Below are 24,866 nucleotides of genomic sequence, written 5' to 3'. Positions count from 1 at the left end.
AGGGGGAGTTGCCGCAGAGTTCGCGAGAGTTGGAAAGGGGCCGCACGGGGGTGCAGCCCCCCTTCTAGGGGAAGACCGATGCTTCGCAGGACCTTGACTTTCGCAGTGCTCTCAATGGTTTCCACCGCTGCCCTGGCGGCCGAAAAGGAGCCGCCGGTCACGCTCACCAAGTGCGACAAGAGCTATGGCTCGGTCGCTCTCGTGGATGGCGATACGCAAGGCTGGACCAAGTACGGCCTGTCCTCCCCGCGCGAGCTGATCGCCGCCATGGCCCGAGAATCCGGCTGCTTCTCGCTGCACGATCCGGCCAGCGGCAAGCCCGCCACGTTCCTGATGAACGTCATCGCCGGTGACAAGGAAGAAGTCGACCAAGCCATTGAAAAGGCTAAGGGCGTTGCGATGGAAGGTCTCGTCCGCTCGGGCGCGGCAAGCGGAATGATGCGCAGCATTCCGGGCGCCGGCTCGATGCTCGGCATGTTCGGCGGGTTTGGCGGCAAGAAGAAGGTGGTCGCCGCCGGCATCCGCCTGATCAGCCCGGCCAATGGCCAGACCGTCGCCTCCGGCTCTGGCGAGGTCAAGAAGACCACGATTTCCTTCGGAAATGGCGGCGGGACCATCGGCGCGGTGGCCAGCGGTGCGACCGGTGCGGCCTATGCCGGAAGCAAGGACGGGCAGATGCTGATCGAGGCTTTCGTCAAGGCTTTCAACGGCTTGTCGGGCCAGGGCCCCGCCCTCGCATCGCTCGCTCCGGCTGCCGCGCCAGCACCGGCGGCCCCCGCCAGCGCGACCGCCGCAATCGACACCAGGATCTTTGCCGCGGCCGATCTCAAGTCCGCAGCTCTTCGCACCGTGCGCGCCGGGACCGCTCTCACACCCACCGGTCAGCGGCAAGGTCTGTTCATCGAGGTCCAGGACAGCTTCGGCACCAAGGGCTGGGTCTCGGTCGAGGACATGCGCTGAAACGCCCGCCAAACGAAGGGTTGCAAGGCCACCGTCCGGCGTGAAATGATCGCGCCGGACGGTTCGGCCAGGGGAAATGCCGGATCGGGGGCAGCGAAGATGGGCAATCTCAACATCCTCTACGTGGAGGACGATCCACGCGCCGCGCAGGCCGTGCAGGACCTGGTGCTGGCCGATGGCGACCGGATGGCATGGGAGCAGACCGGCACGGCAGGCCTGCAGCGCGCCGGGGCCGAGGACTTCGACGTGATCATCCTTGATCGCATGCTGCCCGATCTCGACGGCCTGACCATCGTTTCGCGCCTGCGTTCAGCCGGGGTGGGCACGCCAGTGCTGATGCTTTCGGCGCTGGGTCGCAGCGAGAACCGCATCGAAGGGCTGGAAGCGGGCGTCGACGATTATCTTGCCAAACCTTACGAGCCGCAGGAGCTGGTAGCGCGGCTGCGCGCGCTGCACCGCCGCGCAGCGGGTGCGGTTCACGGCGCAGTGATCATCTACGGCGCGTTCGAATGCCACGTGAAGGCGCGGACTGCATTCCGTTCGGGCAAGCACATCGCGCTTTCGCCCCGCGAGTTCGCGCTGTTTCGCTATTTCATGGAAAACGCGGGCGAAACGGTGACGCGCGAAATGCTGCTGCGCGACGTATGGAACATGAACTTCGATCCCCAGACCAATGTCGTCGACGTCAACATCGGCCGCATGCGCCGCAAGCTCGAGGACGGTTTCGCCGCGCCTGCGCTCGAGACGATCTGGGGCGCGGGCTATCGGCTGACGAGAGGCGAATGAAGCCAGCGCGTGTCCGGGCACGGTCGATCTTCGGCCAGCTGACGACAGCCTCGATACTGATCGCGGTCATCGCCGTGGGCGTGCTGTTCGCAGTCACCACGATCACCGTGCAGCGCCAGACAAGGGCCTCGCTTTCGGCCACCGTCTCGACCGACCTCGCCGGCCTGATCGACATATACGCAACGGCCGGGCGCGAGGAACTGCTGCGCCGGGTGGCCGACCGGCAGGCCGTGGTCAGTCTTGAAGGGCGGCGTTCGCATTACATGGTTGCCGATGGTGCGGGGCGGCTGCTGGCGGGCGACGTGCGCCGCTGGCCGCAGATCAACTCCGCGCGCTCCGAAGAGGGGTTCGTGACGCTGGCCGATGGCACCGAGGTCTATGCGCAAGGAGCCAGGCTTGCCCCGGACCTGCAATTGCTGGCAGCGCGCGAATATGACCGCGACCGCTCTGCGCTGGCGGTTCTTTCGGCGGCGTTCCTGGCGGTTGGCGCGGCGATTGTCGGTGCGGTGGCCTTCGTTGCGTGGATCACCGCCAGGCATCTTGCCCGCCGCATGGATGCCGTGAACGCCGCACTGGGCGCGGCGGCTGACGGACGCGCCGCGAGCTTTCCCGCCCGTCAGCGTGGGGGGGACGAGATCGACGAGGTGGCGGGGCACGGCGCACGCCTGCTGGCCCGGCAGGCGCAATTGCTCAAGGCCTACAAGCAGGTTTCAGAGCATGTCGCGCACGAGGTGCGGACGCCGCTGATGCACCTCGACAATCGGCTGGGGGCAGCGATGCAGGCTCGTCCCGAGAACGCGGGCGGCCCGATCGGCCAATCGCGCGAGGACATCCGGGCGATCCTTTCAATGCTTGATTCGCTGCTCGACATCGCCTCTGCCGAAAGCCGCCGGGGCGATCTGGCAGGGCTTGCCGAGATCGACATGAGCGCGCTGGCGGAGAGCCTTGCCGACCTTTACGAGGGCAGCGCCGAGGATGCCGGGCTGACGCTGGAAACCGCAATCGCGCCGGGCGTGACCATGCTGGGCGAGCGCATGCAGATCACCCGGCTGCTTTCGAACCTGCTCGACAACGCGATCAAGTACGTGCCCGAAGGAGGGCGTGTGCGCCTGATCCTCCGTCCGGGGCCAAGCGTGACCGTCGAGGACGACGGCCCCGGGATTCCGCGCGACCAGCGCGACCGGGTATTCGAACGCTTCTCCCGTGCGACCGCGCCCGGCGACAAACCCGGCCACGGCCTCGGCCTTGCCCTTTCACGCGCCATTGCCGAACGCCACGGCCTTGTCCTGAGGCTGGGCGACGCCCCGCGCGGCGCGCAGTTCATTCTGGAGCCTGCCCCATGAAACCCTTTGCCCTGACTGTCCTTGCCTGCGTCGCCGCGCTGGGCGGGTGTGCTGCCAAGACGCAGAGTGCCGACCGTGAGGTGCCAGTGAGGGTGGTATTGACCAATTCCTCAGGGCCGACCGAAGCCGTCGCTACACTTCTGGCCGAGGCGGACAGTTCGCAGGGCGATCCGCAGAAGTTGGGCATGATCCTTGCCGCGCTAGACTCCTTCGGAGCCCGCGCGATGCCCGGGGAGCCCGATCCGGTGGCCAAGTGGCGCGCAAGGGCCGTGATGCCCGATACGCCGCCTTATCGCGGGCGCGTGTTGGGGCCGGCATACAAGGCGGGCATGCTCAACCCGGGCGCAACCGTACGTCTGCCGCAGTTGTTCGATGGGGGACGATCCGCCCGTGTTTCCGTGGCGACGCCCGGACAGGCCGCGCTCGATTTCACGGTACTGGACGGTGAGGCCAGGCCAGTCTGCCCGCCCGCCAAGGCACGGACCCGCGAATGCATGTGGACACCGCTGTTCAGCGGACGCTTCGAGATCGTGCTGACGAATCCGTCCAGCAACGCCGCGGGCTATTACCTGGTGATAGACTGAAGAAGCGGCAGCCCTGGCAAGTGTGGAGGCCCGAGCCGGAATCGAACCGGCGTAAACGGATTTGCAATCCGGTGCGTAACCACTCCGCCATCGGGCCTCGATCGCAGGAGCTGCGTGGTTCGGCGCGGTTAGCCGGAAGATCGCGTTGCCGCAAGCGGTTCTTGTGCAGGGGTCAGCTTACCGGCGCGAACTGGAGACGGCGCTGCTTGCTGTCGACACCGGCAAGGCTCAGGTCCACGCGCTGGCCCGGCGCAGCACCGGCAATGCGGGCGCGGGCCACTACGGGCATGTCGAGCAGCTGCACGCGCGCCGAATCGCCGTCCGTGTCGGTCACGCAGGCGCGGAAGGTCTCACCCTCGCGCCCTTGGAGCATGACTGTCTCGGCAAGGTCGATGACTGCGCGTTCGATCTGGCCGGAGAGCGCTTCGGCCTTGGCCATGACCGCAGGGAGGCGCTGGAACGCAGCTTCGACTTCCGGCTCGACGGGCTTGCCGTTGGCGATGGCAAGCACGGCGCGAATCACGTAGCGGTCAGCGAGGCGACGCAAGGGCGCAGTCGCGTGGGCGTAAGTGGCGGAGATGGCTTCGTGCCATGGCGTGACGCCGGGTATCCACGGGGCATAGCCAGCGCCGCCGCCTGCCCGGCGTACCGCAAGCATGAAGGCGGCGTGGTCGGGATTGCGCTGGTCGAGCGTGCGTTCGAGGGCCTTGAGGTCGACATGTTCCGGCCAATCGAGGCCAAGGCCCGCCGCCGTGCTGCGCAGACGCGCCATTGCCGCTGCGGTCGGGCCTGCCATGACGCGGAACAGGCCGGTCCCGGCTTGCTGCAACGCTTCGGCAATGGCGAGGTTTGCGGCAAGCGAAAGCGTGGCGTTGGCCCGTTCCGAAGCAAGCAGGGGGCGGAAGGACAGGGCGTAGCGTCCACCCCCGAGCGCTTCGACTTCCTGCTCCGGCGGATCGACGCGGGCGGCGCCGCGCGCAGCTTCGGCGGCGGTCATGCGTTCGGCAAAGCGGGCGAAGTCGGCAGGGAGCTGGTCAGGGCGGACGCTGTCGTAGGCGAGCTTGGCCTGGCTGCGGATCATAGCGCGGCGGGCGGCATCGAGCCGCGCCTGGCCATCAGGCGCAAGGCGAACAGTGAACACGACCGCCGGGCGCGGGCCATCGGGCAGGAGGCTCGCGGCACGTTCGGCCAGGGCAGGCGGGTAGAGCCCCGCCTTGCCATCGGGGAGGTACTGCGTTTCGCCGCGCTTCCACGCCTCAGCGTCGACCGGATCGCCATCGACCACGAACCAGGCCACGTCGGCAATGGCGTAGTGGAGGATCAGGTCGTTGCCGGATGCTTCGATATGGAAGGCCTGATCAAGATCGGTGGACGTTGCCGGATCGAGCGTGACGAAGGGCTCGTCGGTGCGATCCACGTGCTCTTGCCCCGGTGTCCTTGCCGCCGCCAGTGCGGCCGCAGCGAGGACTTCGGGCGGGAAGCCTTCGGGCACCTGGAACTGCTGGCGGATGGCGGCGAGACCGGAGGCAAGAGCACCGGACGGATCATGGATGGCCTTCATCCCACAAGGACTAGCAGGCTGTTACGGATCGACAAATTCTCCGGCGCGCTTTTCCATGCCCGCGCGCACGGCTTCCAGCTGATTCTTCGAATACATCAGCTCGTGCTGGGCCACGGATTCGGCCATCAGCACTTCGTCCACGGTCATGTCGGGCGTGCGGTTGGACAGCAGCTTGGCGCCGCGCACGGCAGTGGGGCTTTTCGATGCGATCGTGCGGGCAAGAGCCATGGCATCGGCCAGCGGGTCGGCGCTGACATGGGTGGCAAAGCCGAATTGCACAGCTTCCTCGCCGCTGAATTCGCGGTGGGTGTAGGTCAGTTCACGCAGCACGTCGTCGCGCACATTGCCGCGCCACAGGGCGTATCCGGCCATGTCGGGGACGAGGCCCCACTTCACTTCCATCACCGCCAACCGCGCATCGGGCGCGATGAAGCGGATGTCCGCACCGCTCGCCACCTGCAGGCCGCCGCCGAAGCATACGCCGTGGACAGCCGCGACCACCGGCATCGGCAGCTTGCGCCAGACCATGGCTGCCTGCTGGGCGCGGTTGGCGTTGCCGTGGGTACGGGCAGTGAGACCACCGCCCTCGCCATCGTCCTTCCATCGGCTGGTGTTGCCCATGCTGGAAAGATCAAGCCCTGCACAGAACGATCGACCTGCGCCAGAAAGCACCACCGCGCGCACGCCGCGCTCATGGCCAAGATGGTGCCCGGCTGCGATGATCGCTTCGAACATGGCATCGTCGAGCGCGTTCATCTTGTCGGCGCGATCAAGCAGCACGTGGGCGACGTGATCCTCGATGGTGACGGTGACGCGGTCGTGGAAGTTCATTGCTGGCATCCGTTTTCTGGTTCGTCGGGGCCAAGGTGCCCGAGCGCTCGCTCCCGGTCCAGCTTCCTCATTTGACGGATCGCGCGAAACGGCAACGGCCCCCTCCGCAAAGGCGGAGAGGGCCGTCGTCATCCTGATCAATCGCGCGTCAGGCAGCCGAGGAATTGACGCCCATCGACTGCAGGTAGCGCTTGATGTTGCGCGCGGCCTGGCGGAGGCGCTGTTCGTTCTCGACCATGGCGATGCGCACGAAGCCCTCGCCATCCTCGCCGTAGCCGACGCCCGGGGCGACCGCGACTTCGGCGTGGGTGAGCAGTTGCTTCGAGAATTCGAGGCTGCCGAGATGCTTGAGCGCAGGCGGCAGCGGGGCCCAGGCGAACATCGAGGCCTTGGGGCTGGGAATTTCCCACCCGGCGCGGCCAAAGGCTTCGACCATCACGTCCCGGCGTTTCTGATAAAGCTCGCGATTCTTGACGACGATGTCCTGCGGCCCGTTCAGCGCGGCGCAAGTCGCGGCCTGGATCGGCGTGAAGGCGCCATAATCGAGGTAGGACTTCACCCGCTTGAGCGCAGCGATCAGGCGTGCGTTGCCCACGGCAAAGCCCACGCGCCAGCCGGCCATCGAGAAGGTCTTGGACATCGAGGTGAACTCCACCGCCACGTCCTTTGCGCCCGGCACTTCGAGGATCGAGCGGGTCGGATTGCCGTCGTAGTAGAGCTCGGAATAGGCGAGATCGGACAGGATCCAGACCTTGTTTTCCTTCGCCCAGGCAACGAGGCGTTCATAGAAGGCAAGGTCGACCGTCTCGGCCGTCGGGTTCGACGGGTAGTTGACGATCAGGATCGACGGGCGCGGCACCGAGTACTTCATCGCCCGATCGAGCGAATCCCAGTAGCGCTCGTCCGGCGTGGTCGGAACGGAACGGATGGTGGCCCCGGCAATGATGAAGCCGAAGGTGTGGATCGGATAGCTCGGGTTCGGCGCGAGCACGACATCGCCGGGCGCGGTGATGGCCGTGGCGAGGCTGGCGAGGCCCTCCTTCGAGCCCATCGTCATCACCACTTCAGTCTCGGGGTCGAGATCGACGTTGAAGCGGCGGCCGTAGTAGTTGGCCTGCGCCTTGCGCACGCCCGGAATGCCGGACGAGGCCGAATAGCCATGGGCGTCGGGCTTGCGCGCCACTTCGCACAGCTTCTCGATCACGTGGTCGGGCGGGGGGAGATCGGGGTTGCCCATGCCGAGGTCGATGATGTCCCTACCGGCGGCGCGCGCGGCGGCCCGCATGCCGTTGACTTCGGCAATGACGTAGGGCGGCAGGCGCTTCATGCGGTAGAATTCTTCATCCACGGTTGAATACTCGTCGAAAAGGCGCGGCAGGATCGCCGCAGCGCAGCCCTTACGCCAATTGCCCAGTTGTGGAAACCTTGCTGTCGATGGAAGCATGATCGTGATCGGCGGATGCATCTGCAGGCTAACAAGCTGTCACACGGCGTGTATAGACTGCTGAGACAAGGCCATGACGTAACGGCAGGGAACGGAAGATGACGAACAAGAACCTGGGTGATTCGCCAGCGGATTCAGTCGTGTTCGAAGACTTGTTCCGCCAGCAGGGCGAAGCGATGCGCGCGATGTTCGCGCCGTTGGTGCCCGGCGCCGAAGCCGTTACGACCGATCCTGCCGATCTTCAGCACTGGGCGATGTCGGCGGCCAAGCTGCAGAAGATGTGGCTCGATTTCAGTGCGGAGCAGGCCGGTCAGGTCGAACCGATGCTCGGCCGGCTGGGCGACATCGGCAAGTGGACGCAGACGTTCATGGCCATGGCCGGGCAATTGCCCATCGCGCACGCGGAAACACAGGCGAAGCTGTGGAACGAAAGCGTGGCGCTGTGGTCCTCGGTCATGGGACAGTTCGTCTCGGCCGGAACCGGCAATGCCGCGCCCCCTCAGCTGCCGCGGCAGGACCGGCGGTTCAAGGACAAGCGCTGGCACGAACAGCCCGCTTTCGCGCTGATCCACCAGACCTATCTGCTCCTGTCGGAAAAGCTGCAGCAGATGGCCGACGAGGCGCAAGGGTTGAGCCCCGAGCGCAAGGAGCAGCTGCGCTTTGCCACCAAGGTGGTGACCGATGCGCTTTCGCCGGCCAACTTCCCGCTGACCAATCCGGTGGTGATCGAGCGGACGATGGAGACCAAGGGCGAGAACCTGGTCAAGGGTGTCGAACACCTGCTCGACGACTTGCGCAAGGGGCAGCTCACCCACACCGATCCCGATGCGTTCGAACTGGGCCGCAATATCGCGGTCACGCCGGGCAAGGTGGTGCACGAAACGCCGCTGTTCCAACTTATTCAATACACGCCGACGACCGACGAGGTGTTCGAGACGCCGCTTCTGATCTTCCCGCCGTGGATCAACCGCTTCTACATTCTCGACCTCAACCCGCAGAAGAGCTTCATCCGCTGGGCCGTGGCGCAGGGGCTGACGGTGTTCGTGGTGTCCTGGAAGTCGGCCGATGCTTCCATGGCAGATGTGATGTGGGACGATTACGTTCGCGCCCAGATCGAGGCTATCGATCATGTGCGCGAGCGGCTCAAGGTTCCGGCGGTCCACACCATCGGCTATTGCGTGGCCGGCACAACGCTGGCGGCGACGCTGGCCGTGCTGGCCCGCAGGGGCGAGGCCGACAAGGTTGCCAGCGCCACGTTCTTTACCGCGCAGGTCGATTTCGAGGACGCAGGCGAGCTCAAGAACTTTATCGACGACGGGCAGTTGAAGATGCTGCAAAGCCTGTCCACCGACGGCTACCTCGACGGGCGCTACATGGCGGCCACGTTCAACGCGCTGCGCGGCACGGACCTGATCTGGAACTACGTCGTCAACAACTACCTGCTGGGCGAGGACTATCCGGCGTTCGATCTGCTGCACTGGAACGGAGATACGACCAACCTGCCCTCGCGGTGGCATCAGGCCTATCTTTGCGACCTCTATCGCGACAACCGCCTGATCATTCCGGATGCAATGGTGGTCGATGATACGCCGGTCGATCTGCGCCGCATTGCAACGCCATGCTATATCCAGGCGGGCCGCGAGGATCATATTGCGCCGCCGAACAGCGTGTGGAAACTGACGCGCCATCTGTCTGGAAAGTGGAAGTTCGTGCTGGCCGGTTCGGGACACATTGCCGGGGTGGTGAACCCGCCGGAAGCGGGCAAGTACCAGTATTGGCTCAATCCCAATGATCCAGCGAGCTTGGAGGAGTTCGTGGCCGGCGCCACGGAGACCAAAGGCAGCTGGTGGCCGGACTGGATCGAGTGGATGGCCGAACAGGCACCCAAGCGCGTGGCCGCCAAGGGCAAGCGCATTCCGGGTGGCAAGGGCGACCGCGTTATCGAGGATGCGCCGGGACGCTATGTCCGCAGCCGCTGAGCGTTAAAGGCGCGCGGCATTGGTAATTGGTCCAATACGGAATTTGTGCACCGCACAATTTTCTTGACATTTTGCGGTCGACTCCTATTTGTGCAGTGCAGCAAGAGACGGTTCAACCCGTCCCGTGCGCAAGCAGGAGTCGCCAGGATGGTTGAAGAAACGAAGGAAAGCCCGGAAACCTCCGCCCCCGTGGTGGACGTGCCCGTCGCGCTGGCCGACGCGCCCGAAGCCGTCGCCGGAACTGCCGAGATCGAAGTTTTCGAGCCGGTTGCCGCCGAGAAGCCAAAGGCTTCGCGGCCGCGCAAGGCCAAGCCCGCTGCCAAGCCGGTCGTGGATGCTGAAGCTGCTCCGGTCGAAGCACCTGCCGTGGCAGAGCTGGTTGCACCGAAGGCACGCAAGCCCCAGGTCGCAAAGGCGAAGCCCGTTCGTCAGGCTCCCAAGCCTGCCCCCAAGGCCCGTCCGGCCAAGCCACCCGTGGTGGCCGCTCCGACGGCCGCGGTGAAGCCCGCAGCCAAGCGTCCTTTCACCGCCATTCCAAGCGTGAAGAAAACAAGCGCCGCCCTCAAGAATGCGGCGCCCAGAAAGGAACTGTTCGCAATGGCTACCACCACCGAAATGACCGAAAAGATGACCGCTGCATTCAAGGACGCTCAGGACAAGGCCAAGGCCGCCTTTGGCGACGCCGGCGAGTTTGCCAAGGGTAACGTCGAAGCCGTGGTCGAATCGACCAAGATCCTGGCTTCGGGCCTTCAGGAAATGACCAAGGGCTATGTTGCCGAGACCAAGTCGGTCTTCGAAGCGATGACCGCTGACGTCAAGGAACTGACCACGGTCAAGTCGCCCACCGAATTCTTCGAGAAGCAGTCGGCCCTGCTCCGCAAGAACTTCGACGCTGCGGTTGCCGCCAGCTCGAAGAACAGCGAAGCCATGCTGAAGCTCGCGAACGAGGCCTTCCAGCCGATCTCGACCCGCGTCAGCCTCGCGGTCGAAAAGATCAAGAAGGCCGCCTGAGCCTGACCGGCAGCCAACCGCGCTGCCAGCCACAAGATAAAGGGCCGGTCGGGTTCTCCCGCCGGCCCTTTTGCCGTTCTGATGCTGTCGTGCTGTCGTATCAGCACCACAATTCGCCATCCTCGTGCCACCATCCCCTTCGTGCCCCTTGTGAAGCGGGCCGGTGAGTGCGATATTCGAGGCATCATGAGAGCCGAACCTTTCGATCAACCGGACCTGTCCGTTCCGCTGCGCTGTGCAGAGGGTGACGACACACGTGGTCCGGGCGGAGACGATCAGGTCGGCATCGCTACCAAGACCCGCGCCAAGCCGAAGAAGCCCAGCCAGTTCAAGGTGCTGATGCTGAACGATGATTACACCCCGATGGAATTCGTGGTGATGGTCCTGAAGCGCTTCTTCCACATGGATCTGGAACAGGCAACGCGTGTGATGCTCCACGTCCATCAGCGCGGCGTGGGTGTTTGCGGCGTCTATCCCTACGAGATCGCCGAGACAAAGGTGAACCAGGTGATGGACTTCGCCCGGCAGAACCAGCATCCGCTGCAATGCACGCTGGAAAAGGCGTAAAGCCACCGCTGACCTGACGCAAAGCGCCAGATCGCGAAGGCCGTCAGTGTGCCGTCAAGGCTCCGGTTTCCACAGCCTGGCGGGCGAACGCACGCAGCAGCGCCGCGATCCAAGCCATGGCCAGGCTCTGGGCCTCACGCGAATGCGCGCCGACGCCGCCATCGAGAATCACCTGCGCGACGAACGAACCGTCCTCGAGGCGCCCGCCAGTGAAGATGGCATCACGCGGGATCAGCGCCACCGCGGCCGATTCGAACGCGCCGGAATCAGCAAGGACTCCGATCCAGTCGAACGCGGCATTCAGGCGTCCGCCTTCTTCCTCGGTGTGCGGCGAAGCAATCTCGAGAAGAACCCGCTCGAATCCCTTGCGCTGTTCGGTGGGGGCGAGTTGCTCGCACCAGCGCGCCAGCGCGCTCAACCTTTCCGGATCGGGTTGACCGCCGGCAAAGCCTGCGAACCACGCACTACCGGTTTGCTCATGCGACATCTTGGAACTTTCCCTCACTGGCACTGGCATTATTTCTATGACTTTCAGCGAGGCAATTCCATAACTTTCGTTATGACTTGCGAAAGTCGCGCCGGTTTTCCCTTCCACGAAGCCGTGTGAAGCGCTAGTCCGTAAAAGCTCATGGCTGGTTCACCTGTCGGCAGCCACTCGGGCAAGGCCCAGGCCCCGCCGAATATCGATCCACGAAAAGACGCCAGCACCCGCCACGTGAAGTTCCTTACCGCCACCGATCGCTACATTGCCCGGCTCGTATTCGTGCCGATGCTGTCGGTGTTCGTCCTCGCCGCGTCTCTGCTCATCCTCGACAAGATGCTGAAGCTGTTCGACTTCGTGGCGACAGAGGGCGGACCGGTCAGTGTCGTGTTCAAGATGCTGGCGAACCTGCTGCCGGAATATGCCAGCCTTGCCATCCCGCTCGGCCTGATGCTCGGCATCCTGTTCGCTTTCCGCAAGCTGGCGATGAGTTCCGAACTCGACGTGATGCGTGCGGTCGGGTTGTCCTATACCCGCCTGCTGCGCGTGCCCTACATGTTCGCGATCGGGCTTGCGGCGCTGAACCTGCTGATCGTCAGCTATCTCCAGCCGCTATCGCGCTATTACTACGAACAGCTCCAGTTCGAGCTGCGCTCGGGCGCACTGGGCGCGTCGATCAAGGTCGGCGAGTTCAATTCGCTGCAGGACCGTACCGCCTTGCGCGTCGATTCGAGCCGCGACGAAGGCCGTGACCTGCGCGGCATTTTCGCCCGCCTGCAGACCTCGAATGGGCAGGTCATGGTGATCTCGGCGCGAGAGGGACGCTTCTTTGCGAATAAGGAAAGCCCGGACACGGTAATCCTGCGCCTGACCGACGGTCAGATCGTGCAGGACGGACCGGGCATTGCCTCGCCGCGCGTGCTGACCTTTGCCAGCCACGATCTGCCGATCGACCTGCCGAGGATTGAGCAGTTCCGCCAGCGCGGCGATGCCGACCGCGAGTATTTTCTCCCCGAGTTGCTGCAGATCGGCTGGAACGACCGTTATTCCGAAGAGATTCGCAATCAGTCGAAGGCCAGCCTGAATTATCGGCTGGTCGAGGTCGTGATGATGTTCCTGCTGCCGCTTCTGGCAGTAGCGCTGGCGGTTCCGCCCAAGCGGTCGACTTCGGCACTGGGCGTATTCCTGTCGATCGTGCTCGTGGTCGCCTATCACAAGGTCAACCAGTACGGGCAGGACGTGGCCAGCCTTGGCCGGATCGACCCAGTGCTCGCCCTTTGGGGGCCGTTCGTGGTCTTTTCAGCCCTGATCCTGTGGATGTACTGGAAGATCGCCTACGTTCCCGGTGGCCAGCCAATCGGTGCCCTCGAAACCGGCTTTGCCAAGGTTTCGCGTTCGATCCGCAAGCTGTTCGAGCGCAAGCGGCTGCGCGATGAGCCTGCCCTTGTCGAGGAAGACGCCGCCCATGCAGCTTGAATTCTTCCCGTCGCGCACTCTGGCGAAATACATCGCGAAGATGTTTGCGGTGCGCATCGTTGCCGTGCTGCTGATGCTGGTACTGGTCCTGCAAATGCTCGACCTGTTGAGCGAGAGCGGCAAGGTGCTGGCAGCGCCCGGAAACGGACAGGGCGAGCTGCTGACGTATGTGTCCTTGCGCATGCCGCAACTCATAAGCCGTTTCCTGCCCTATTCGGTGCTGCTGGCCACGATCATCACGCTGATGACGCTGAACCAGAACAGCGAGGTCATCGCGATGAAGGCGGCGGGCCTTTCCGCGCATCAGGTGCTGGCACCACTGTTTCTCGTTGCGGCGGTCACCTCCGCGGTGACCTTCGGTTTCAACGAACGCATCGTCACACGGTCGACAGCTACGCTCAAAGCCTGGCAGAACGTGGAATACGGGCCGATCCCGCAGGAATCGGCGATCAAATCCAATGTCTGGCTACAGGACGGTCCGAACATCCTGTTCGCCCGCTCGGTTGCCGGCGAAGGCAAGTCTATGCGGATGGATGGAGTCAGCTGGTATCGCCGCGACCCCACCGGGATGGTGACCGAAATCGTCACTTCGCCCTCGGCGACCTATGCCAATCCGGGCTGGAAATTCCGCGATCCTGTTGTGTTCGATGTACAATCTGCCCGAAAGACGTCGATCGGCCGCGACGAGGTCTTTGCCAAGACGGTGGAACCGGTCCAGGTCACGATCAGCCGGGTCGATGCCGACGCGGAATCGTTGACCCAGCTATCGGGTTCGCTCGCCGCCATCCGAGAGGCAGGCTTTCGCACCACCGAGCTTGATGGCAAGTGGTGGCACAAGCTTTCTGGGCCGCTGTCAGCGCTGCTCATGCCTCTTCTCGGTGCCGTGGCAGCATTTGGCCTGGCGCGATCAGGACACCTCTTCGTGCGCGCGGTGATCGGCATGGCGCTGGGCTTCGCCTACTTCGTATTCGACAACGCGGCCTTGGCCATGGGCAATTTCGGCGCTTACCCGCCGCTGCTGGCCGCCTGGGCACCTTTCGTCCTGTTCTTCCTCATCGGCGAGACGGTGCTGATCCGGACCGAGGAATAGACCTTAAAATTAGATATTGCTAATTTTCGTAATATCTAATATATGGAGGCCATGACGCTTCCAACCATCACCCCTGCACAAGCCAAGGCGCTGCTCGACGAGGGCGCCCGGCTCATCGACATCCGCGACGCCGACGAACATCGCCGGCAGAGCATTCCGGGCGCGGCCAACATGCCGCTGTCGGCGCTGGAGCCGGTATCCGGCCATCCTGCGGTGATCTGGCATTGCCGTTCGGGCATGCGCACCGCTGCCAACGCCGATCGGCTCGCCGCCGTGTCCGACTGTCCCGGCTACCTTCTGGAAGGGGGCATTGACGGCTGGCGTTCGGCCGGCCTGCCGGTGAAGACCGATGCCAAGGCGCCACTCGAGATCATGCGGCAGGTCCAGATGATCGCAGGGCTGCTGATCCTTGCCGGCGTGGCGCTTTCGCTCACCGTGGCGCAGGGCTTCGTCGCGCTTTCGGCATTCGTCGGTGCGGGCCTGTTCATGGCCGGGGCAACCGGCTGGTGCGGCATGGCCAGGCTGCTTGGCCTGATGCCGTGGAACCACCGCGCCGCCTGAGGCAGCGTGGCCTTTCCACTCAGCGCGGCATCATCGTGCTGCGCGCCAGCCTGCCGACGAGCGGCAGCAGGCCGTTGTAATTGCCCTTCTCATACGTCGAGCCAGTGCCGAGGTGCGCCACGATCCGGCGGTGCGCTTCGGCCAGCGAGTGATAGGGCATCGAGGGCAGCAAGTGGTGCAGCGCGTGGTAGCGCAGACCAACCGGCGCCCACAGCGGCGCCAGCCAGGCGGGCGGGGGTACGTTGACGGAATCGAGGTACTGGCCGGTCACGGTCATGGCCTCGCCCTCGTTCTCCCACAGATGCGCCACCAGCGTACGGATCTGGTTGAGCAGCGCGGTCAGCGAGATCACTGCAATGCCGATAAGCAGCGGACGCCAAGAATGCGTCGCACTCCACCACAACACGAACAGCGCCCAGGCCGATGCACCCAGTTCCTGCCAGAACACCTGCCGCGCAAACTCGCCTTCGGGCGGACGCCGGCGAAATTCCGGGTTGATCGAGAGCGCAGAGGCACGCTCCCACACCAGGCGGCGCAGTGGCGGGATGACCGCCCCCAGCGGCACGAGGATTGCCGAGCGGATCAGCAGACCTATCGGCAGCAGCAGGGCGACCAGCGCGAACAGCGGCAGCGACCACGGTTTCATCAGCGCGAGCGGCAGGTACTCAGGGTCCTCGACCGTGCCATAGCGCGTGCGCGCATGGTGCAGCGTGTGGACGCCTTCGTACATGAGCGAGGGCGTCAGCATCGGGATGCCGACCAGCAGGTTCCACGCAAAGCGGAAGCCCGGCAGCGCGTTCTTGTGGATGTGGGTGAGTTCGTGGATGAACAGCAAGGCGCGGTAGAGCGCGAGCGCCGCGACCACGCCGGACAGCGCGGCGACGGGCGGATTGCCGATCAGGATCGCGCCGGCCAGCGCGGCGTAACCAAGGGCTGCAGAGCCCAGCATGTCGGGCCAGTAGATCTCGGGCCGCGCGGTCGCGATGTCGCGCGTCAATTCGACGGCGGAGCGGAGCATTTCCTTGTCGTCAGGCGTGCCTGCCAGGCCGCGGGGAAGCTTGGCAGCTTCGGCACCGGCAGGAGCCACGTCGCGGGGAGTTTCAAGCGTATCGGTCGCAATCATGCCACAAATTCCAGTATGACCCGTATCTACCGGCTCAGGCCGGCTTTTTTGCACCAAGCAATAGCCTCTGGGCGTCCCCACACCGCGCCCTGCGGCTTGACAATGCGCCGGTCGGGACCGCAGTCCCATCGGCAACGACCCCATATCCGCAAACAAAGGCAAGATCGTGGCTCAAGGCGAAGTAATCATCACACCGGTTTCCGGCAAGGCTGACCGAAAGGCCTTCGTCGACCTTGCGTATCGCCTCAATGCCGGTGACTCCAACTGGGTACCGCCGCTGCGGATGGAAGCCGAAGAGCTGATCACGCCCGGCAAGAACCCGTTCTTCGAACATGCCGACGTGCAACTGTTCCTTGCTCGCCGGGGCAGCGCTGTTGTGGGTCGTATCTCCGCCCACATCGATCATCTGGCGATCGCCATGGATCCCAGGCAGGGCATGGGGCCGGGCACGGGGAACTGGGGCCTGCTCGAGGCCGAGGACGAGGCCGTCGCGCAGGCACTGATCGGCCGCGCTGAAGGCTGGCTGCGCGAAAAGGGCATGACCCGCGTGCTAGCGCCCTTGTCGATGTCGATCTGGGAAGAGCCGGGCCAGTTGACCATGGGCTTTGATCATCCACCGACAGTGATGATGGGCCACCAGCCGCAGCGCTATGACGATTATATCAAGGCCTTGGGCTACCAGCCGGCCAAGACGCTGAACACCTACGAGCTCGACATCACCAAGGGCTTCCCGCCGCTGATCCAGCGCATTGTCCAATCGGGCGAGAAGAACGCCAAGATCCGCATCCGCAATGTCGACAAGTCGAAGTTCGATGCAGAAGCCGCGCTGATCCTCGACATCCTCAACGATGCCTGGTCGGACAACTGGGGCTTTGTCCCGTTTACCGACACCGAGATCAAGTATGCCGGCAAGAAGTTCAAGCCGATCGTGCGCGAAGACCTGATCATGATCGCCGAGTACGAGGGCGAGCCGGTGGCCTTCATGATGACACTGCCCGATCTCAACGAAGTGCTGAAGCCGATGGGCGGAAAGCTGTTCCCGTTCAACTGGGCCAAGCTGCTGCTGTGGCTGCGCAAGCCGCGGGTGCGCACCATGCGCGTGCCGCTGATGGGTGTGCGCAAGCGCCTCCAGGCCTCGCGCCTGGCAAGCCAGTTGGCCTTCATGATGATCGAGGCGATCCGCCTCAACTCGGTGCGCGACTACGGCGCCTCGCGCGGGGAGATCGGCTGGATTCTCGACGACAATCAGGGGATGAACGCCATCGCCGAAGCGATCGACAGCCACGTCAACAAGACTTACGTGATTTACGACAAGCCTCTAGTCTGAGCCTGCCGGCCTGTTCGCGCCCGTCAACATGGCGGGCGGGACGGGCGGTGGAACGCTGCTTGGCTGCCCGCGTTCATCGAGACAGGTCAGATCAGGGTGCGACAGGCGGTGCCGACTACGACACAGGACAACAAGAAGACGGCGCGACGCAAGTCTGGCCGTGCGCTTGGTCCTGCTCTGGTTGTGGAAGACGATGGCCTGGTTGCCATGGACATCGCCGACGCTCTTGGCGAAGCGGGTGCAGCACCGGTAACGACTTGCGCCAGCGTTGCGGAGGCAATGGCGCAGCTCGAACAGTACGTTCCATCGATCCTGGTCCTCGACGTGCACCTTGCAGACAGGGGCGATGGCTGGGCCTTGGCAGAACTGGCCATTCAACTGGGCGAGAACTCGCCGCTGATCATCTTCACCACCGCGACGCCTGAAGCCATCCCCGATACAGCCGCAGGGCTTGGCCGCGTCCTGCCCAAGCCCTTCAGCACTGCCGCACTGGTATCCTTGATACAGCAGGAACGGCCACGTGGCATTCTGGGCCGTATCCGGAGCGCCCTTGCTGGCCAATAAGTCCGGTTGAGCGAATTCCTCCCAACCCTCGGAAACGAAAGCCCCAGCCGCGCGGGGAGCGCAGCCGGGGCCGATCAACCAAAAAAAGGTCCCCGACGTTTCCATCGGGGACCTTTCGGGATCGTATCACCAGCCGCTTGGACGGGAGGGGGGGTCTCGGCGGTGACATACCCTAAACGAGCGTCCCTGAAGGCGGTTCCAAGCTCTCGAAAAATTTTTATCCTTTTAAATCAACGCTTAGATATAAGGCCGCGAAGAAAATGTGCTGCCATCGATCTTTGCGTAGGCTTTTGCCGCGGCAATATCGGGAACGCTGATGGTCGAAAGGGTCCAGTCGACCAGCCCCATGCGCCTGAGAGTCTGCAAGGTGCGGTTGGTATGCACCAGCGACAGCCCCAGCATATCGGCAATCTGCCCCTGCGTAACCGTCAGCGTAAGGACACCGCCCAGCGCAATTCCTGTATCGATGCCGCGCTGGACGAGAAACACGGCCAGAGCTGCCATCCGCTCGCGCGCGTTGCGCTGGCCGAGCGAGACGAGGTGTTCCTCCAGCGCCGCTTCCTCGTGGGCCGCAAGCCAGGTCAGGTCAAACGACAGTCTTGGCTGCTGGGCAACCAGATCGAAGAACTTCTCGCGTACGAAAGTGCACAAGGTGGCATTGGTCAGCGCCTCGACAGTGTGGCTCATTTCCGCATCGAGTGCCGCCTGCAGCCCGAGAAAGTCACCCGGGAACATGAAATTGATGATCTGGCGCCGGCCATCCTCAAGCAGGCGTGTCCGCATGAGGACCCCCGAGAGTACGGTATAGAGGAACGTCGGCCGCGTCCCCTGTGCAAAAACCTGCTCGCCACGGGTGAAGCGCATTTCACCGTGGCGGAACGCGGCAATCCACTGGCGGACATCTGCCGGGGGCTGATGCAAAGCCTCGCAATCAGCAAGCGGGCACGCCAGGCACGGCTGTCCTCCGTTCAGCATCAAGTACCCCCCTCCTCCACCTTGATCCTGCACCATTGCGCCGACTTCCCGCCCGGCGCCGTAGTCTGCATCGTCCCTGCCCATACCCAAGCCTTTCATCATCAGTCCGCTGGACCTGCTATGTCAAAAGACAGGGTTTGTTCCCGTGATGTGCCTTAGGGTTCCCGCATGGAACCGAAAAACGAAGCTGCCGTCAGACACGGTCAGGATCTTGTCCTCGTTGTCGAAGACAGCCTTCTCGTAGCCATGGCCATCGAAGATTCCTTGATGGAACGCGGACTTACGGTGGCTGTTGCCTCCACCATTGAAGCGGCAACGGACCTTGTGGCGAGAGGCCTGCCGGCAGTCGCGTTGCTGGATCTGCAGCTTCCCGACGGCAACTCGCTGGAACTTGCATCGCGCCTGTATGAAGCGGGCTGCGCAGTGGCCATCACTTCCGGGCTGGATTCCGGATCGGTGCCGGAAAGCCACGGATTTGCCATCCAGTTCCGCAAACCCACTTCGCCGGACCTTCTTGCCGATTGGGTCGTTACCACATTGCAGACGCTGCCCGCATCGCGGGCGGGGTAAGCGCATTTTTCCTCTTGTTCCCGATCGGGAACCGGATGACGTTATGGTGCGTTTGATCGCACGTTACTATCCGGGAAGGGGTGCGAATGACTCTGGGTGCCAAGGTTGCCAATCAACTCCCTTATCTGCGCCGCTACGCGCGCGCATTGACGGGAAGCCAGAGCGCGGGCGATTCGTTCGTGCGCGCAACTCTGGAAGCGGCGCTTGCTGACGACTCCCTGCGTGCGATGATCGGCGAAGGGCGTCCGCAGCTCTATCATGCGTTCAACCGGGTGTGGTCGACGGCCTATGTCGACACGGTGGACCGGTCGAGCGGCTTGCTCGGGGATCATGAAGCCGCTGCGCAGGAACGGCTTGCGGCCATGACGCCCGCCAATCGCCAGGCCTTGCTGCTGACCACGCTGGAAGACTTCAGCATCGAAGAAGCAGCCTTCATCATGGGTCGCGAGCCGGCTGATGTCGAACTGCTCGTTCAGGATGCCGTTGCCGAGATCGACCGCGAATCTGCCACGTCGGTTCTCATCATCGAGGACGAGCCGCTCATCTCGATGCAGCTCGAGGACCTCGTCCGCTCGCTCGGCCACGATGTCTGCGGCATGGCGGCTACACGCACCCAGGCGCTTGAGATCGTCCAGCGCGAACAGCCCGGCCTGGTGCTTGCCGACATCCAGTTGGCCGATGGCAGCTCGGGCCTTGACGCCGTGGACGACATCCTGCGCATCGGGTCCGTGCCGGTCATTTTCATTACCGCCTATCCCGAGCGCCTGCTTACCGGCGATCGTCCGGAGCCGACCTACCTCATCACCAAGCCCTTCCAGGAGCAGACCGTGCGCACCGCGATCAGCCAGGCGCTGTTCTTCGGATCAAGTCGTCCGCTCTGAAAGGCTTTTGGCCGAGTGACCAGGCCAAGGGCGCGGTGTCAGCCGCGCCCTTGTCGTATGGCGAAATCGCCGCGCCGTCTGACCGGAATGAGCAGGCTGCAGCGCACGCCTTCGGCCTCGAACTTCAGGTCGACAGGATTGCGCAATTCGTGCGCAACGATCTTCTCTACCAGTTCTGTGCCGAAACCGCGCTTGCGGCGAACGGTGGTGTCGATCGCCGGACCTCCCCGCTCGACCCATTCGATGCGCGCCAGGTTCTCGCCGGCCATATCCCATGTGACCGACACTTGCCCGGTCTCGACACTTAACGCCCCGTACTTTGCCGCGTTTGTGGCCAGTTCGTGGATGGCAAGCCCCAGCGACAAGGCATCGTTCGGCGCGAGTTCCACGTCAGGGCCTGAGATAACGAGATGGCGTTGGGCATCTTGCGCATAGGGCGCGAGTTCGGCCCTTACGACAGCCATGACCGGCGTCGTTCCCCAATCGGACTGAGTCAGCAAATCGTGAGTTGCCGACAGCGCGCGAATGCGCATTTCCAGGCTGTCGGCAAATTCCGGCAGGCTCGTCGCACGGCGACGCGTCAGCGAGATGATCGAAAGCACGTTGGCCAAAGTGTTCTTGACGCGATGGTTGAGTTCGCGCGTCAACGAGTTGCGGATCGAGGACTGCTGCTCGAACCAGGCCAGGGCGATGCGGTCTTCCACGGCCTGCTGGGTCAGCAGACGGGCGAGGACCAGAAGCAAAGTTGCAACGAGCAGGCCGAACAGCAGCGACATGACCGACATTATCGAAAGCATCGGCGTTGTCGGTGCCTCGATCTCCAGAACGAAGCGATGCCCGGCGATGTCGAGCGCCTGACGGATGATCCGTCCGGAGGCTCCGCTCGGGGCGACTTCCGCCATGAGCGTCCTGCCGGATGCATCTTCATCAAAGAGTCGCACGCCCGCACCCCCGAGGTGGCTGGCATCGACAGAAGATTCCAGGAAGCGCTGCGCATTGTAGGGAGAGTAGACGTATCCGCGCAGCGTGCGGGGGTTGGGATCGGTGTTCAGGGTATACACCGGCATGTAGACGAGGAACCCCGGCTTGCGCGTCTCCTTGCCTTCCTGCTGCAGCACCACAGCACCCGACGCCGTGGGCTGGCCGGTCCGCTCGGCCGATTTCATCGCCGCGCGGCGCGCCGCTTCGGAAAACATGTCGAATCCGATCGCACGTCGATTGCGCGGGGTATCGGGCTCGAGGAACATCACCGGGACTACGAACGGACGTTCGGCATCGGGCTTGGGCCTGATCGCAAAATCGCTCACCCCTCCGTTCTGCATGATTGCTTCAACCGTCGGTATATCGGCGCTGTTAACCTTCATCGCCCAGCCGATCCCATCGGATCCGACATATCGGCCATCAAGATGCAGTTGGCGGATAAAGGTACGGAACAGCGGTGCCTCGACCATCTGCTGTGTCGCGAACAACGCTGCACTTGAACGCAGATAGGCGGCATTGGCGTTGGACCGCCGCTCCAGACCGGACGCGACGGACTGGGCAAGTTGCGCCGTGGTGGCGGTTTGGCGACGATCTTCGGCAGTTTCGATGGCTGCGACGCTGATGACCGTGACTGCCATGGTAAGGCCAAAAATACCGACGGGCAGGGCGCGGGGAAAGCGCTCGTACCATCTGGGCGTCAGCTTTTTCTGGGCAAGCAATTTCTCCATCGCGCGCCCGTTGTCCCTTCCATTGCAGGTTTCACCAAAAAACCCGCTTCCCCCGATACAGCCAAACGCCCGCGAAGCGAAAATTTCGCTGCAAGCATCAGGTCGGGAACCGACAGGAGCCAATATCGTTCCACATCAAAACCTCGCGTCGCGTGCTTTGCCGTTTACCTTGATCGCTTTCTGATGAAAGCAATTCAGTGGACGGGCGCGATGCATTCAGAAATGCGCATCTGCCGCGCCGTTGCGGTCACACTTTGGATTTATCCCTGGAGGGGGAGGCGTTGACAGAGCGAATGTCGAAAGAACAACCAATGAATCCGGGTCAGCAGCGCCGCAAAGGCGGAAAACCGCGCCCGCCCGAATGGGCAGATGGGCTCAAGCGCCTTTACGATTCCGTACTCGATGAACCTCTGCCAGACACCTTTGCCGATCTGCTGAACAAGCTGGACGATCCGTCCAATGGCTGAAGCTGCTCCAAAGGCTGCCGGTGCTGACATCGACAAGACGCCTCGCCCCGCCAGCGATCCGGTCACGTTCAAACGCGAACTGACCGGCGTCATCCCTCACCTTCGCGCGTTTGCTCGCGGTCTTTGCGGCAGGCCGGATCTGGCTGACGACCTGGTACAGGAAACGCTGCTCAAGGCCTGGGCCGCGCAGGAGCGGTTCGAGCCCGGCACCTCGATGCGTGCATGGACTTTCGTGATCCTTCGCAATGCCTACCTGACCGACATGCGCCGGAACCGCTTCCGCGCCGACTATGATGAAACCGTAGCTGAACGGATTCTGGTCGCCCCCGCCGCGCAGGAGGGGCCCATGCACCTTTCGGACATGCACCGTGCCTTGCTCACGCTTCCGCCCGAACGGCGCGAGGCATTGCTGCTGGTGGGCGCAGGCGGCTTCAGTTACGAGGAAGCCGCCCAGATTTGCGGTTGTGCCGTGGGTACAATCAAGAGCCGCGTTGGTCGCGCCCGCGCAGCACTGTCGCAAATGATCGAGAATGGGCAAATCCCGCGCCGCAGCACTGATGATGCGGTGGCCCACTCGGCAATCATGAGCGAACTCGATCATACCGTACTCGCCGGCAGCCAGTCCTGACGGACTGCTCTGTCGGAGCAGCAACACTCCCCTGCAAATTCACGCGGCCTCCTGCCAAGGCTATTGATCAGCGCCTGACAACGGTGGATGGAACACTGAAACCTCCGTCAGGCCCGTTTGCGTGAATCAACAGCCGTCAGAAATGCTGGAAAGACCGCTGGACGTCGACGATCCGGCGGATCGTCGTGCACGGCTGCAATCGGCCATTGTCCTTTTGCTGGGGCTGGGGCTGTTCCTTGCCTTGCCGTTCGTGCTCTCCATCGGGTCGGTGGTCTTTCTCCCTCCGGTGACGGCGATGATCTTCACGATCGTCATGTCGCCGCTTGCCGACCGACTGACCCGTCTGGGCCTGCCAAACATGCTGGCATCCTTCATCGCGATCTGCGCGCTGATCGCAGTCGTGTTGATGGCGCTACTGCTGATCCTGCAGCCCGCGTTCGTGATGGTGGATCAGGTCCCGGCCCTGGCCCGGCAGGTTGCCGGACGGTTTGCCGAGCTTCGCGGAAACCTTTCATGGATCGCCGATGTGAACCGGCAGCTTGCCCGGATCACCGGGCATTCGGCCACACGCGAAGTGGTTGTCGCCAGTCCGTCAGTGATCGAACAGGTCGCCTTTGCCACGCCGAGCGTGATCCTGGAAACCCTGCTTACCCTGCTGATGACCTTCTTCATGATCGAATCGCGCATTCGCATGAAGCGACGCATCCTGCTGGATCGCCATTCCTTCAACGCCTCGGTCCGCCTCGCACGGGTCCTGCGCGATGTGCAGGAGCGTGTCGCGAGCTACATCCTTACCGTGGCACAGGTGAACTTCGGCGTCGGCGTCGTCGTGGCGCTGGGGGCATGGGGCTTTGGCCTCGCCGCGCCGGTCATGTGGGGCGGCCTTGCCTTCGTGCTCAATTTTCTGCCCTACCTGGGACCACTGGTGATGATGGGACTGCTGGCTCTGGTGGGGCTCGGCACGGCCAGCAGCGTGGCGGTGGGTCTGGTGCCGGTTCTTGCCTACCTGGTGCTCCACGCTATCGAATCGAATGTGCTGACCCCGTCGATTCTCGGCGCGCGCTTCACCCTCAATCCCGTCGCGATCCTGCTGTCGATCAGCTACTTTTCGTGGATCTGGGGCGTGCTCGGCGCACTGCTTTCGGTCCCGATCCTGCTGACCATCGCCGCGCTGCTTGATCACATCGGCAGGCCGAACCTCGTCGGCTTCCTGTTTGGCGAGGCTCTTTTCGAACCTGCCCGCCTCGCCGGTATCGACGAGGACGGGCAAGCGGATGCGAATCAGGCCGGATAGGTCCAGGTGCCATCGCGGCCGAGGTTCTCGGCGGCAAACTCCCAGTTCAGATGCTTTTCGATCACCGCCTTGAGATATTCGGGGCGCAGGTTCTTGTGGTCGAGGTAGTAGGCGTGCTCCCACAGGTCGATGACCAGCAGCGGCTTGGCATCGCCGGTGGCAAAGGTCGCCGCGTCATGCGTCTGTTCGACAGCCAGCTTGTCGCCGCGGGCCACGAGCCAGACCCAGCCCGAGGCAAAGTGTGCCGCGCCCTGTGACGCCAGTTCCTCGCGCAGGCGGTCGAGCGAGCCCAAGCTGCCTTCGATCGCTGCAGCAAGATCGCCGGTCGGCTCGGACGAGGTCGGTGTCAGGCTATTCCAGTAGAAGGCGTGGTTCCAGCTCTGCGCAGCATTGTTGAACAGGCCCTTGTCGCCCTTTGCCTCGGCAGCGGCGACGACTTCCTCGAGGCTCTTGTCCGCCAGGTCCGTGCCCTCGATCGCGGCATTGGTCTTGTCGACGTAGGCCTTGTGATGCTTGCCGTGGTGCGTCTGCAGCGTCGTCGCCGAGATGCTCGGCTCGAGTGCGGTATCGGCATAGGGAAGCGGGGGAAGTGTAATCGCCATGATAGTCAACGTCCTTGCTTGGAAATCTGCGTCGCAGACCAACGCGCGAGGT

Annotated in this window: 25 protein-coding genes and 1 tRNA gene; 17 read left to right on the top strand and 9 right to left on the bottom strand. The window is 63.6% G+C overall.

What is annotated here, in order from left to right; all coding sequences use genetic code 11:
- Window positions 1-78: 78 nt before the first annotated feature.
- The 4 genes from IM701_RS01125 (at window position 79) to IM701_RS01110 (ending at window position 3,673) form a co-directional block, all read left to right on the top strand.
- Window positions 79-960, top strand: coding sequence for an SH3 domain-containing protein (locus IM701_RS01125; protein ID WP_193827526.1), 882 nt, complete (start codon window positions 79-81; stop codon window positions 958-960).
- Between the two features lie 99 nt (window positions 961-1,059).
- Complete coding sequence (locus IM701_RS01120) at window positions 1,060-1,746, top strand: response regulator transcription factor (protein WP_039337291.1); 687 nt, start codon at window positions 1,060-1,062, stop codon at window positions 1,744-1,746.
- The gene (locus IM701_RS01115) at window positions 1,743-3,089 is read left to right on the top strand and encodes a HAMP domain-containing sensor histidine kinase (RefSeq protein WP_193827525.1); all 1,347 of its coding nucleotides are present in this window, start codon (window positions 1,743-1,745) and stop codon (window positions 3,087-3,089) included. Before IM701_RS01120 ends, IM701_RS01115 begins: the two co-directional genes overlap by 4 nt.
- A complete protein-coding gene (locus tag IM701_RS01110) occupies window positions 3,086-3,673 on the top strand; it encodes a hypothetical protein (RefSeq protein WP_193827524.1) in 588 nt (195 codons plus the stop codon). The genes IM701_RS01115 and IM701_RS01110 overlap by 4 nt, the downstream gene beginning before the upstream one ends.
- Before the next feature lie 23 nt (window positions 3,674-3,696).
- On the opposite strand, the gene IM701_RS01105 is transcribed toward IM701_RS01110, so the two are convergent.
- The 4 genes from IM701_RS01105 to IM701_RS01090 form a co-directional block, all read right to left on the bottom strand.
- Window positions 3,697-3,770, bottom strand: a tRNA-Cys gene (locus IM701_RS01105).
- A 75-nt stretch (window positions 3,771-3,845) separates the two neighbouring features.
- Complete coding sequence (locus IM701_RS01100) at window positions 3,846-5,234, bottom strand: RNB domain-containing ribonuclease (protein WP_193827523.1); 1,389 nt, start codon at window positions 5,232-5,234, stop codon at window positions 3,846-3,848.
- A gap of 21 nt (window positions 5,235-5,255) precedes the next feature.
- Complete coding sequence (locus tag IM701_RS01095; protein ID WP_062344351.1) at window positions 5,256-6,074, bottom strand: crotonase/enoyl-CoA hydratase family protein; 819 nt, start codon at window positions 6,072-6,074, stop codon at window positions 5,256-5,258.
- A 139-nt stretch (window positions 6,075-6,213) separates the two neighbouring features.
- Complete coding sequence (locus IM701_RS01090) at window positions 6,214-7,413, bottom strand: LL-diaminopimelate aminotransferase (protein WP_062344363.1); 1,200 nt, start codon at window positions 7,411-7,413, stop codon at window positions 6,214-6,216.
- Between the two features lie 194 nt (window positions 7,414-7,607).
- On the opposite strand from IM701_RS01090, the gene IM701_RS01085 reads away from it, so the two are divergent.
- The 3 genes from IM701_RS01085 to clpS all read left to right on the top strand — a co-directional run bounded on the left by IM701_RS01085 (window position 7,608) and on the right by clpS (window position 11,066).
- Window positions 7,608-9,488, top strand: a complete 1,881-nt coding sequence (locus IM701_RS01085; RefSeq protein ID WP_193827522.1) for an alpha/beta hydrolase — start codon at window positions 7,608-7,610, stop codon at window positions 9,486-9,488.
- 147 nt (window positions 9,489-9,635) lie between these two features.
- The gene (gene phaP, locus IM701_RS01080) at window positions 9,636-10,499 is read left to right on the top strand and encodes a phasin family protein (RefSeq protein WP_193827521.1); all 864 of its coding nucleotides are present in this window, start codon (window positions 9,636-9,638) and stop codon (window positions 10,497-10,499) included.
- Window positions 10,500-10,685: 186 nt separating this feature from the next.
- The gene (gene clpS / locus IM701_RS01075) at window positions 10,686-11,066 is read left to right on the top strand and encodes an ATP-dependent Clp protease adapter ClpS (protein WP_230487749.1); all 381 of its coding nucleotides are present in this window, start codon (window positions 10,686-10,688) and stop codon (window positions 11,064-11,066) included.
- A 43-nt stretch (window positions 11,067-11,109) separates the two neighbouring features.
- On the opposite strand, the gene IM701_RS01070 is transcribed toward clpS, so the two are convergent.
- A complete protein-coding gene (locus IM701_RS01070; protein WP_193827520.1) occupies window positions 11,110-11,553 on the bottom strand; it encodes a hypothetical protein in 444 nt (147 codons plus the stop codon).
- A gap of 228 nt (window positions 11,554-11,781) precedes the next feature.
- On the opposite strand from IM701_RS01070, the gene lptF reads away from it, so the two are divergent.
- From lptF to IM701_RS01055, 3 genes are read left to right on the top strand one after another with little or no spacing between them, the layout of a single operon-like run.
- Window positions 11,782-13,023 (top strand): LPS export ABC transporter permease LptF, encoded by a 1,242-nt coding sequence (lptF, locus tag IM701_RS01065; protein ID WP_039337277.1) that lies wholly within the window; start codon window positions 11,782-11,784, stop codon window positions 13,021-13,023.
- Window positions 13,013-14,113 (top strand): LPS export ABC transporter permease LptG, encoded by a 1,101-nt coding sequence (gene lptG, locus IM701_RS01060; RefSeq protein ID WP_193827519.1) that lies wholly within the window; start codon window positions 13,013-13,015, stop codon window positions 14,111-14,113. The genes lptF and lptG overlap by 11 nt, the downstream gene beginning before the upstream one ends.
- A gap of 51 nt (window positions 14,114-14,164) precedes the next feature.
- Window positions 14,165-14,674 (top strand): rhodanese family protein, encoded by a 510-nt coding sequence (locus IM701_RS01055; protein WP_193827518.1) that lies wholly within the window; start codon window positions 14,165-14,167, stop codon window positions 14,672-14,674.
- Window positions 14,675-14,693: 19 nt separating this feature from the next.
- On the opposite strand, the gene IM701_RS01050 is transcribed toward IM701_RS01055, so the two are convergent.
- Entirely contained in the window at window positions 14,694-15,797 is a 1,104-nt protein-coding gene (locus tag IM701_RS01050; protein ID WP_039337066.1) for a fatty acid desaturase, read from the bottom strand.
- A gap of 166 nt (window positions 15,798-15,963) precedes the next feature.
- Here IM701_RS01050 and IM701_RS01045 point away from each other — a divergent pair, with 166 nt between their 5' ends.
- Window positions 15,964-17,124 (top strand): hypothetical protein, encoded by a 1,161-nt coding sequence (locus tag IM701_RS01045; protein WP_039337065.1) that lies wholly within the window; start codon window positions 15,964-15,966, stop codon window positions 17,122-17,124.
- 108 nt (window positions 17,125-17,232) lie between these two features.
- Entirely contained in the window at window positions 17,233-17,688 is a 456-nt protein-coding gene (locus tag IM701_RS01040; protein ID WP_062344339.1) for a response regulator, read from the top strand.
- 237 nt (window positions 17,689-17,925) lie between these two features.
- Here the strand turns inward: IM701_RS01040 and IM701_RS01035 are convergent, their stop codons facing one another.
- Window positions 17,926-18,663 carry a Crp/Fnr family transcriptional regulator gene (locus IM701_RS01035; protein WP_193827517.1) on the bottom strand — a complete coding sequence of 246 codons (738 nt, stop codon included), beginning with the start codon at window positions 18,661-18,663 and terminating at the stop codon, window positions 17,926-17,928.
- 168 nt (window positions 18,664-18,831) lie between these two features.
- Between IM701_RS01035 and IM701_RS01030 the strand changes: the two genes are divergently transcribed.
- Window positions 18,832-19,233, top strand: a complete 402-nt coding sequence (locus IM701_RS01030) for a response regulator (RefSeq protein WP_193827516.1) — start codon at window positions 18,832-18,834, stop codon at window positions 19,231-19,233.
- 86 nt (window positions 19,234-19,319) lie between these two features.
- On the top strand, window positions 19,320-20,114 hold the full coding sequence (locus IM701_RS01025; protein ID WP_039337064.1) for a response regulator: 795 nt from the start codon (window positions 19,320-19,322) through the stop codon (window positions 20,112-20,114).
- A 38-nt stretch (window positions 20,115-20,152) separates the two neighbouring features.
- On the opposite strand, the gene IM701_RS01020 is transcribed toward IM701_RS01025, so the two are convergent.
- On the bottom strand, window positions 20,153-21,823 hold the full coding sequence (locus tag IM701_RS01020) for a CHASE domain-containing protein (RefSeq protein WP_193827515.1): 1,671 nt from the start codon (window positions 21,821-21,823) through the stop codon (window positions 20,153-20,155).
- Between the two features lie 197 nt (window positions 21,824-22,020).
- Here IM701_RS01020 and IM701_RS21770 point away from each other — a divergent pair, with 197 nt between their 5' ends.
- The 3 genes from IM701_RS21770 to IM701_RS01005 all read left to right on the top strand — a co-directional run bounded on the left by IM701_RS21770 (window position 22,021) and on the right by IM701_RS01005 (window position 24,212).
- A complete protein-coding gene (locus IM701_RS21770; RefSeq protein ID WP_156135854.1) occupies window positions 22,021-22,290 on the top strand; it encodes a NepR family anti-sigma factor in 270 nt (89 codons plus the stop codon).
- Window positions 22,283-22,918 carry a sigma-70 family RNA polymerase sigma factor gene (locus tag IM701_RS01010; protein WP_193827514.1) on the top strand — a complete coding sequence of 212 codons (636 nt, stop codon included), beginning with the start codon at window positions 22,283-22,285 and terminating at the stop codon, window positions 22,916-22,918. Before IM701_RS21770 ends, IM701_RS01010 begins: the two co-directional genes overlap by 8 nt.
- A gap of 142 nt (window positions 22,919-23,060) precedes the next feature.
- The gene (locus tag IM701_RS01005; RefSeq protein ID WP_052242628.1) at window positions 23,061-24,212 is read left to right on the top strand and encodes an AI-2E family transporter; all 1,152 of its coding nucleotides are present in this window, start codon (window positions 23,061-23,063) and stop codon (window positions 24,210-24,212) included.
- Here the strand turns inward: IM701_RS01005 and IM701_RS01000 are convergent.
- Entirely contained in the window at window positions 24,200-24,814 is a 615-nt protein-coding gene (locus IM701_RS01000) for a superoxide dismutase (protein WP_193827513.1), read from the bottom strand. The two genes, IM701_RS01005 and IM701_RS01000, sit on opposite strands and share 13 nt — an antisense overlap.
- Between the last annotated feature and the right edge of the window lie 52 nt (window positions 24,815-24,866).

Source organism: Novosphingobium sp. ES2-1, assembly GCF_015169775.1.
Classification (GTDB): Bacteria; Pseudomonadota; Alphaproteobacteria; order Sphingomonadales; family Sphingomonadaceae; genus Novosphingobium; species Novosphingobium subterraneum.
Note: the sequence above shows the minus strand (reverse complement) of the source record. Positions and strands in the feature narration are given on the sequence as shown.

Coding starts and splice junctions, on each gene's coding strand:
- phaP (WP_193827521.1), top strand. CDS start 9,636: ATGGTTGAAGAAACGAAGGAAAGCCCGGAAACCTCCGCCCCCGTGGTG.
- IM701_RS01095 (WP_062344351.1), bottom strand. CDS start 6,074: ATGCCAGCAATGAACTTCCACGACCGCGTCACCGTCACCATCGAGGAT.
- IM701_RS01085 (WP_193827522.1), top strand. CDS start 7,608: ATGACGAACAAGAACCTGGGTGATTCGCCAGCGGATTCAGTCGTGTTC.
- IM701_RS01100 (WP_193827523.1), bottom strand. CDS start 5,234: ATGAAGGCCATCCATGATCCGTCCGGTGCTCTTGCCTCCGGTCTCGCC.
- IM701_RS01115 (WP_193827525.1), top strand. CDS start 1,743: ATGAAGCCAGCGCGTGTCCGGGCACGGTCGATCTTCGGCCAGCTGACG.
- IM701_RS01125 (WP_193827526.1), top strand. CDS start 79: ATGCTTCGCAGGACCTTGACTTTCGCAGTGCTCTCAATGGTTTCCACC.
- IM701_RS01030 (WP_193827516.1), top strand. CDS start 18,832: ATGGAACCGAAAAACGAAGCTGCCGTCAGACACGGTCAGGATCTTGTC.
- IM701_RS01020 (WP_193827515.1), bottom strand. CDS start 21,823: ATGGAGAAATTGCTTGCCCAGAAAAAGCTGACGCCCAGATGGTACGAG.
- IM701_RS01000 (WP_193827513.1), bottom strand. CDS start 24,814: ATGGCGATTACACTTCCCCCGCTTCCCTATGCCGATACCGCACTCGAG.
- IM701_RS01055 (WP_193827518.1), top strand. CDS start 14,165: ATGACGCTTCCAACCATCACCCCTGCACAAGCCAAGGCGCTGCTCGAC.
- IM701_RS01050 (WP_039337066.1), bottom strand. CDS start 15,797: ATGATTGCGACCGATACGCTTGAAACTCCCCGCGACGTGGCTCCTGCC.
- IM701_RS01010 (WP_193827514.1), top strand. CDS start 22,283: ATGGCTGAAGCTGCTCCAAAGGCTGCCGGTGCTGACATCGACAAGACG.
- clpS (WP_230487749.1), top strand. CDS start 10,686: ATGAGAGCCGAACCTTTCGATCAACCGGACCTGTCCGTTCCGCTGCGC.
- IM701_RS01070 (WP_193827520.1), bottom strand. CDS start 11,553: ATGTCGCATGAGCAAACCGGTAGTGCGTGGTTCGCAGGCTTTGCCGGC.
- IM701_RS01035 (WP_193827517.1), bottom strand. CDS start 18,663: ATGCTGAACGGAGGACAGCCGTGCCTGGCGTGCCCGCTTGCTGATTGC.
- lptG (WP_193827519.1), top strand. CDS start 13,013: ATGCAGCTTGAATTCTTCCCGTCGCGCACTCTGGCGAAATACATCGCG.
- IM701_RS01120 (WP_039337291.1), top strand. CDS start 1,060: ATGGGCAATCTCAACATCCTCTACGTGGAGGACGATCCACGCGCCGCG.
- IM701_RS01025 (WP_039337064.1), top strand. CDS start 19,320: ATGACTCTGGGTGCCAAGGTTGCCAATCAACTCCCTTATCTGCGCCGC.
- IM701_RS01110 (WP_193827524.1), top strand. CDS start 3,086: ATGAAACCCTTTGCCCTGACTGTCCTTGCCTGCGTCGCCGCGCTGGGC.
- IM701_RS01005 (WP_052242628.1), top strand. CDS start 23,061: ATGCTGGAAAGACCGCTGGACGTCGACGATCCGGCGGATCGTCGTGCA.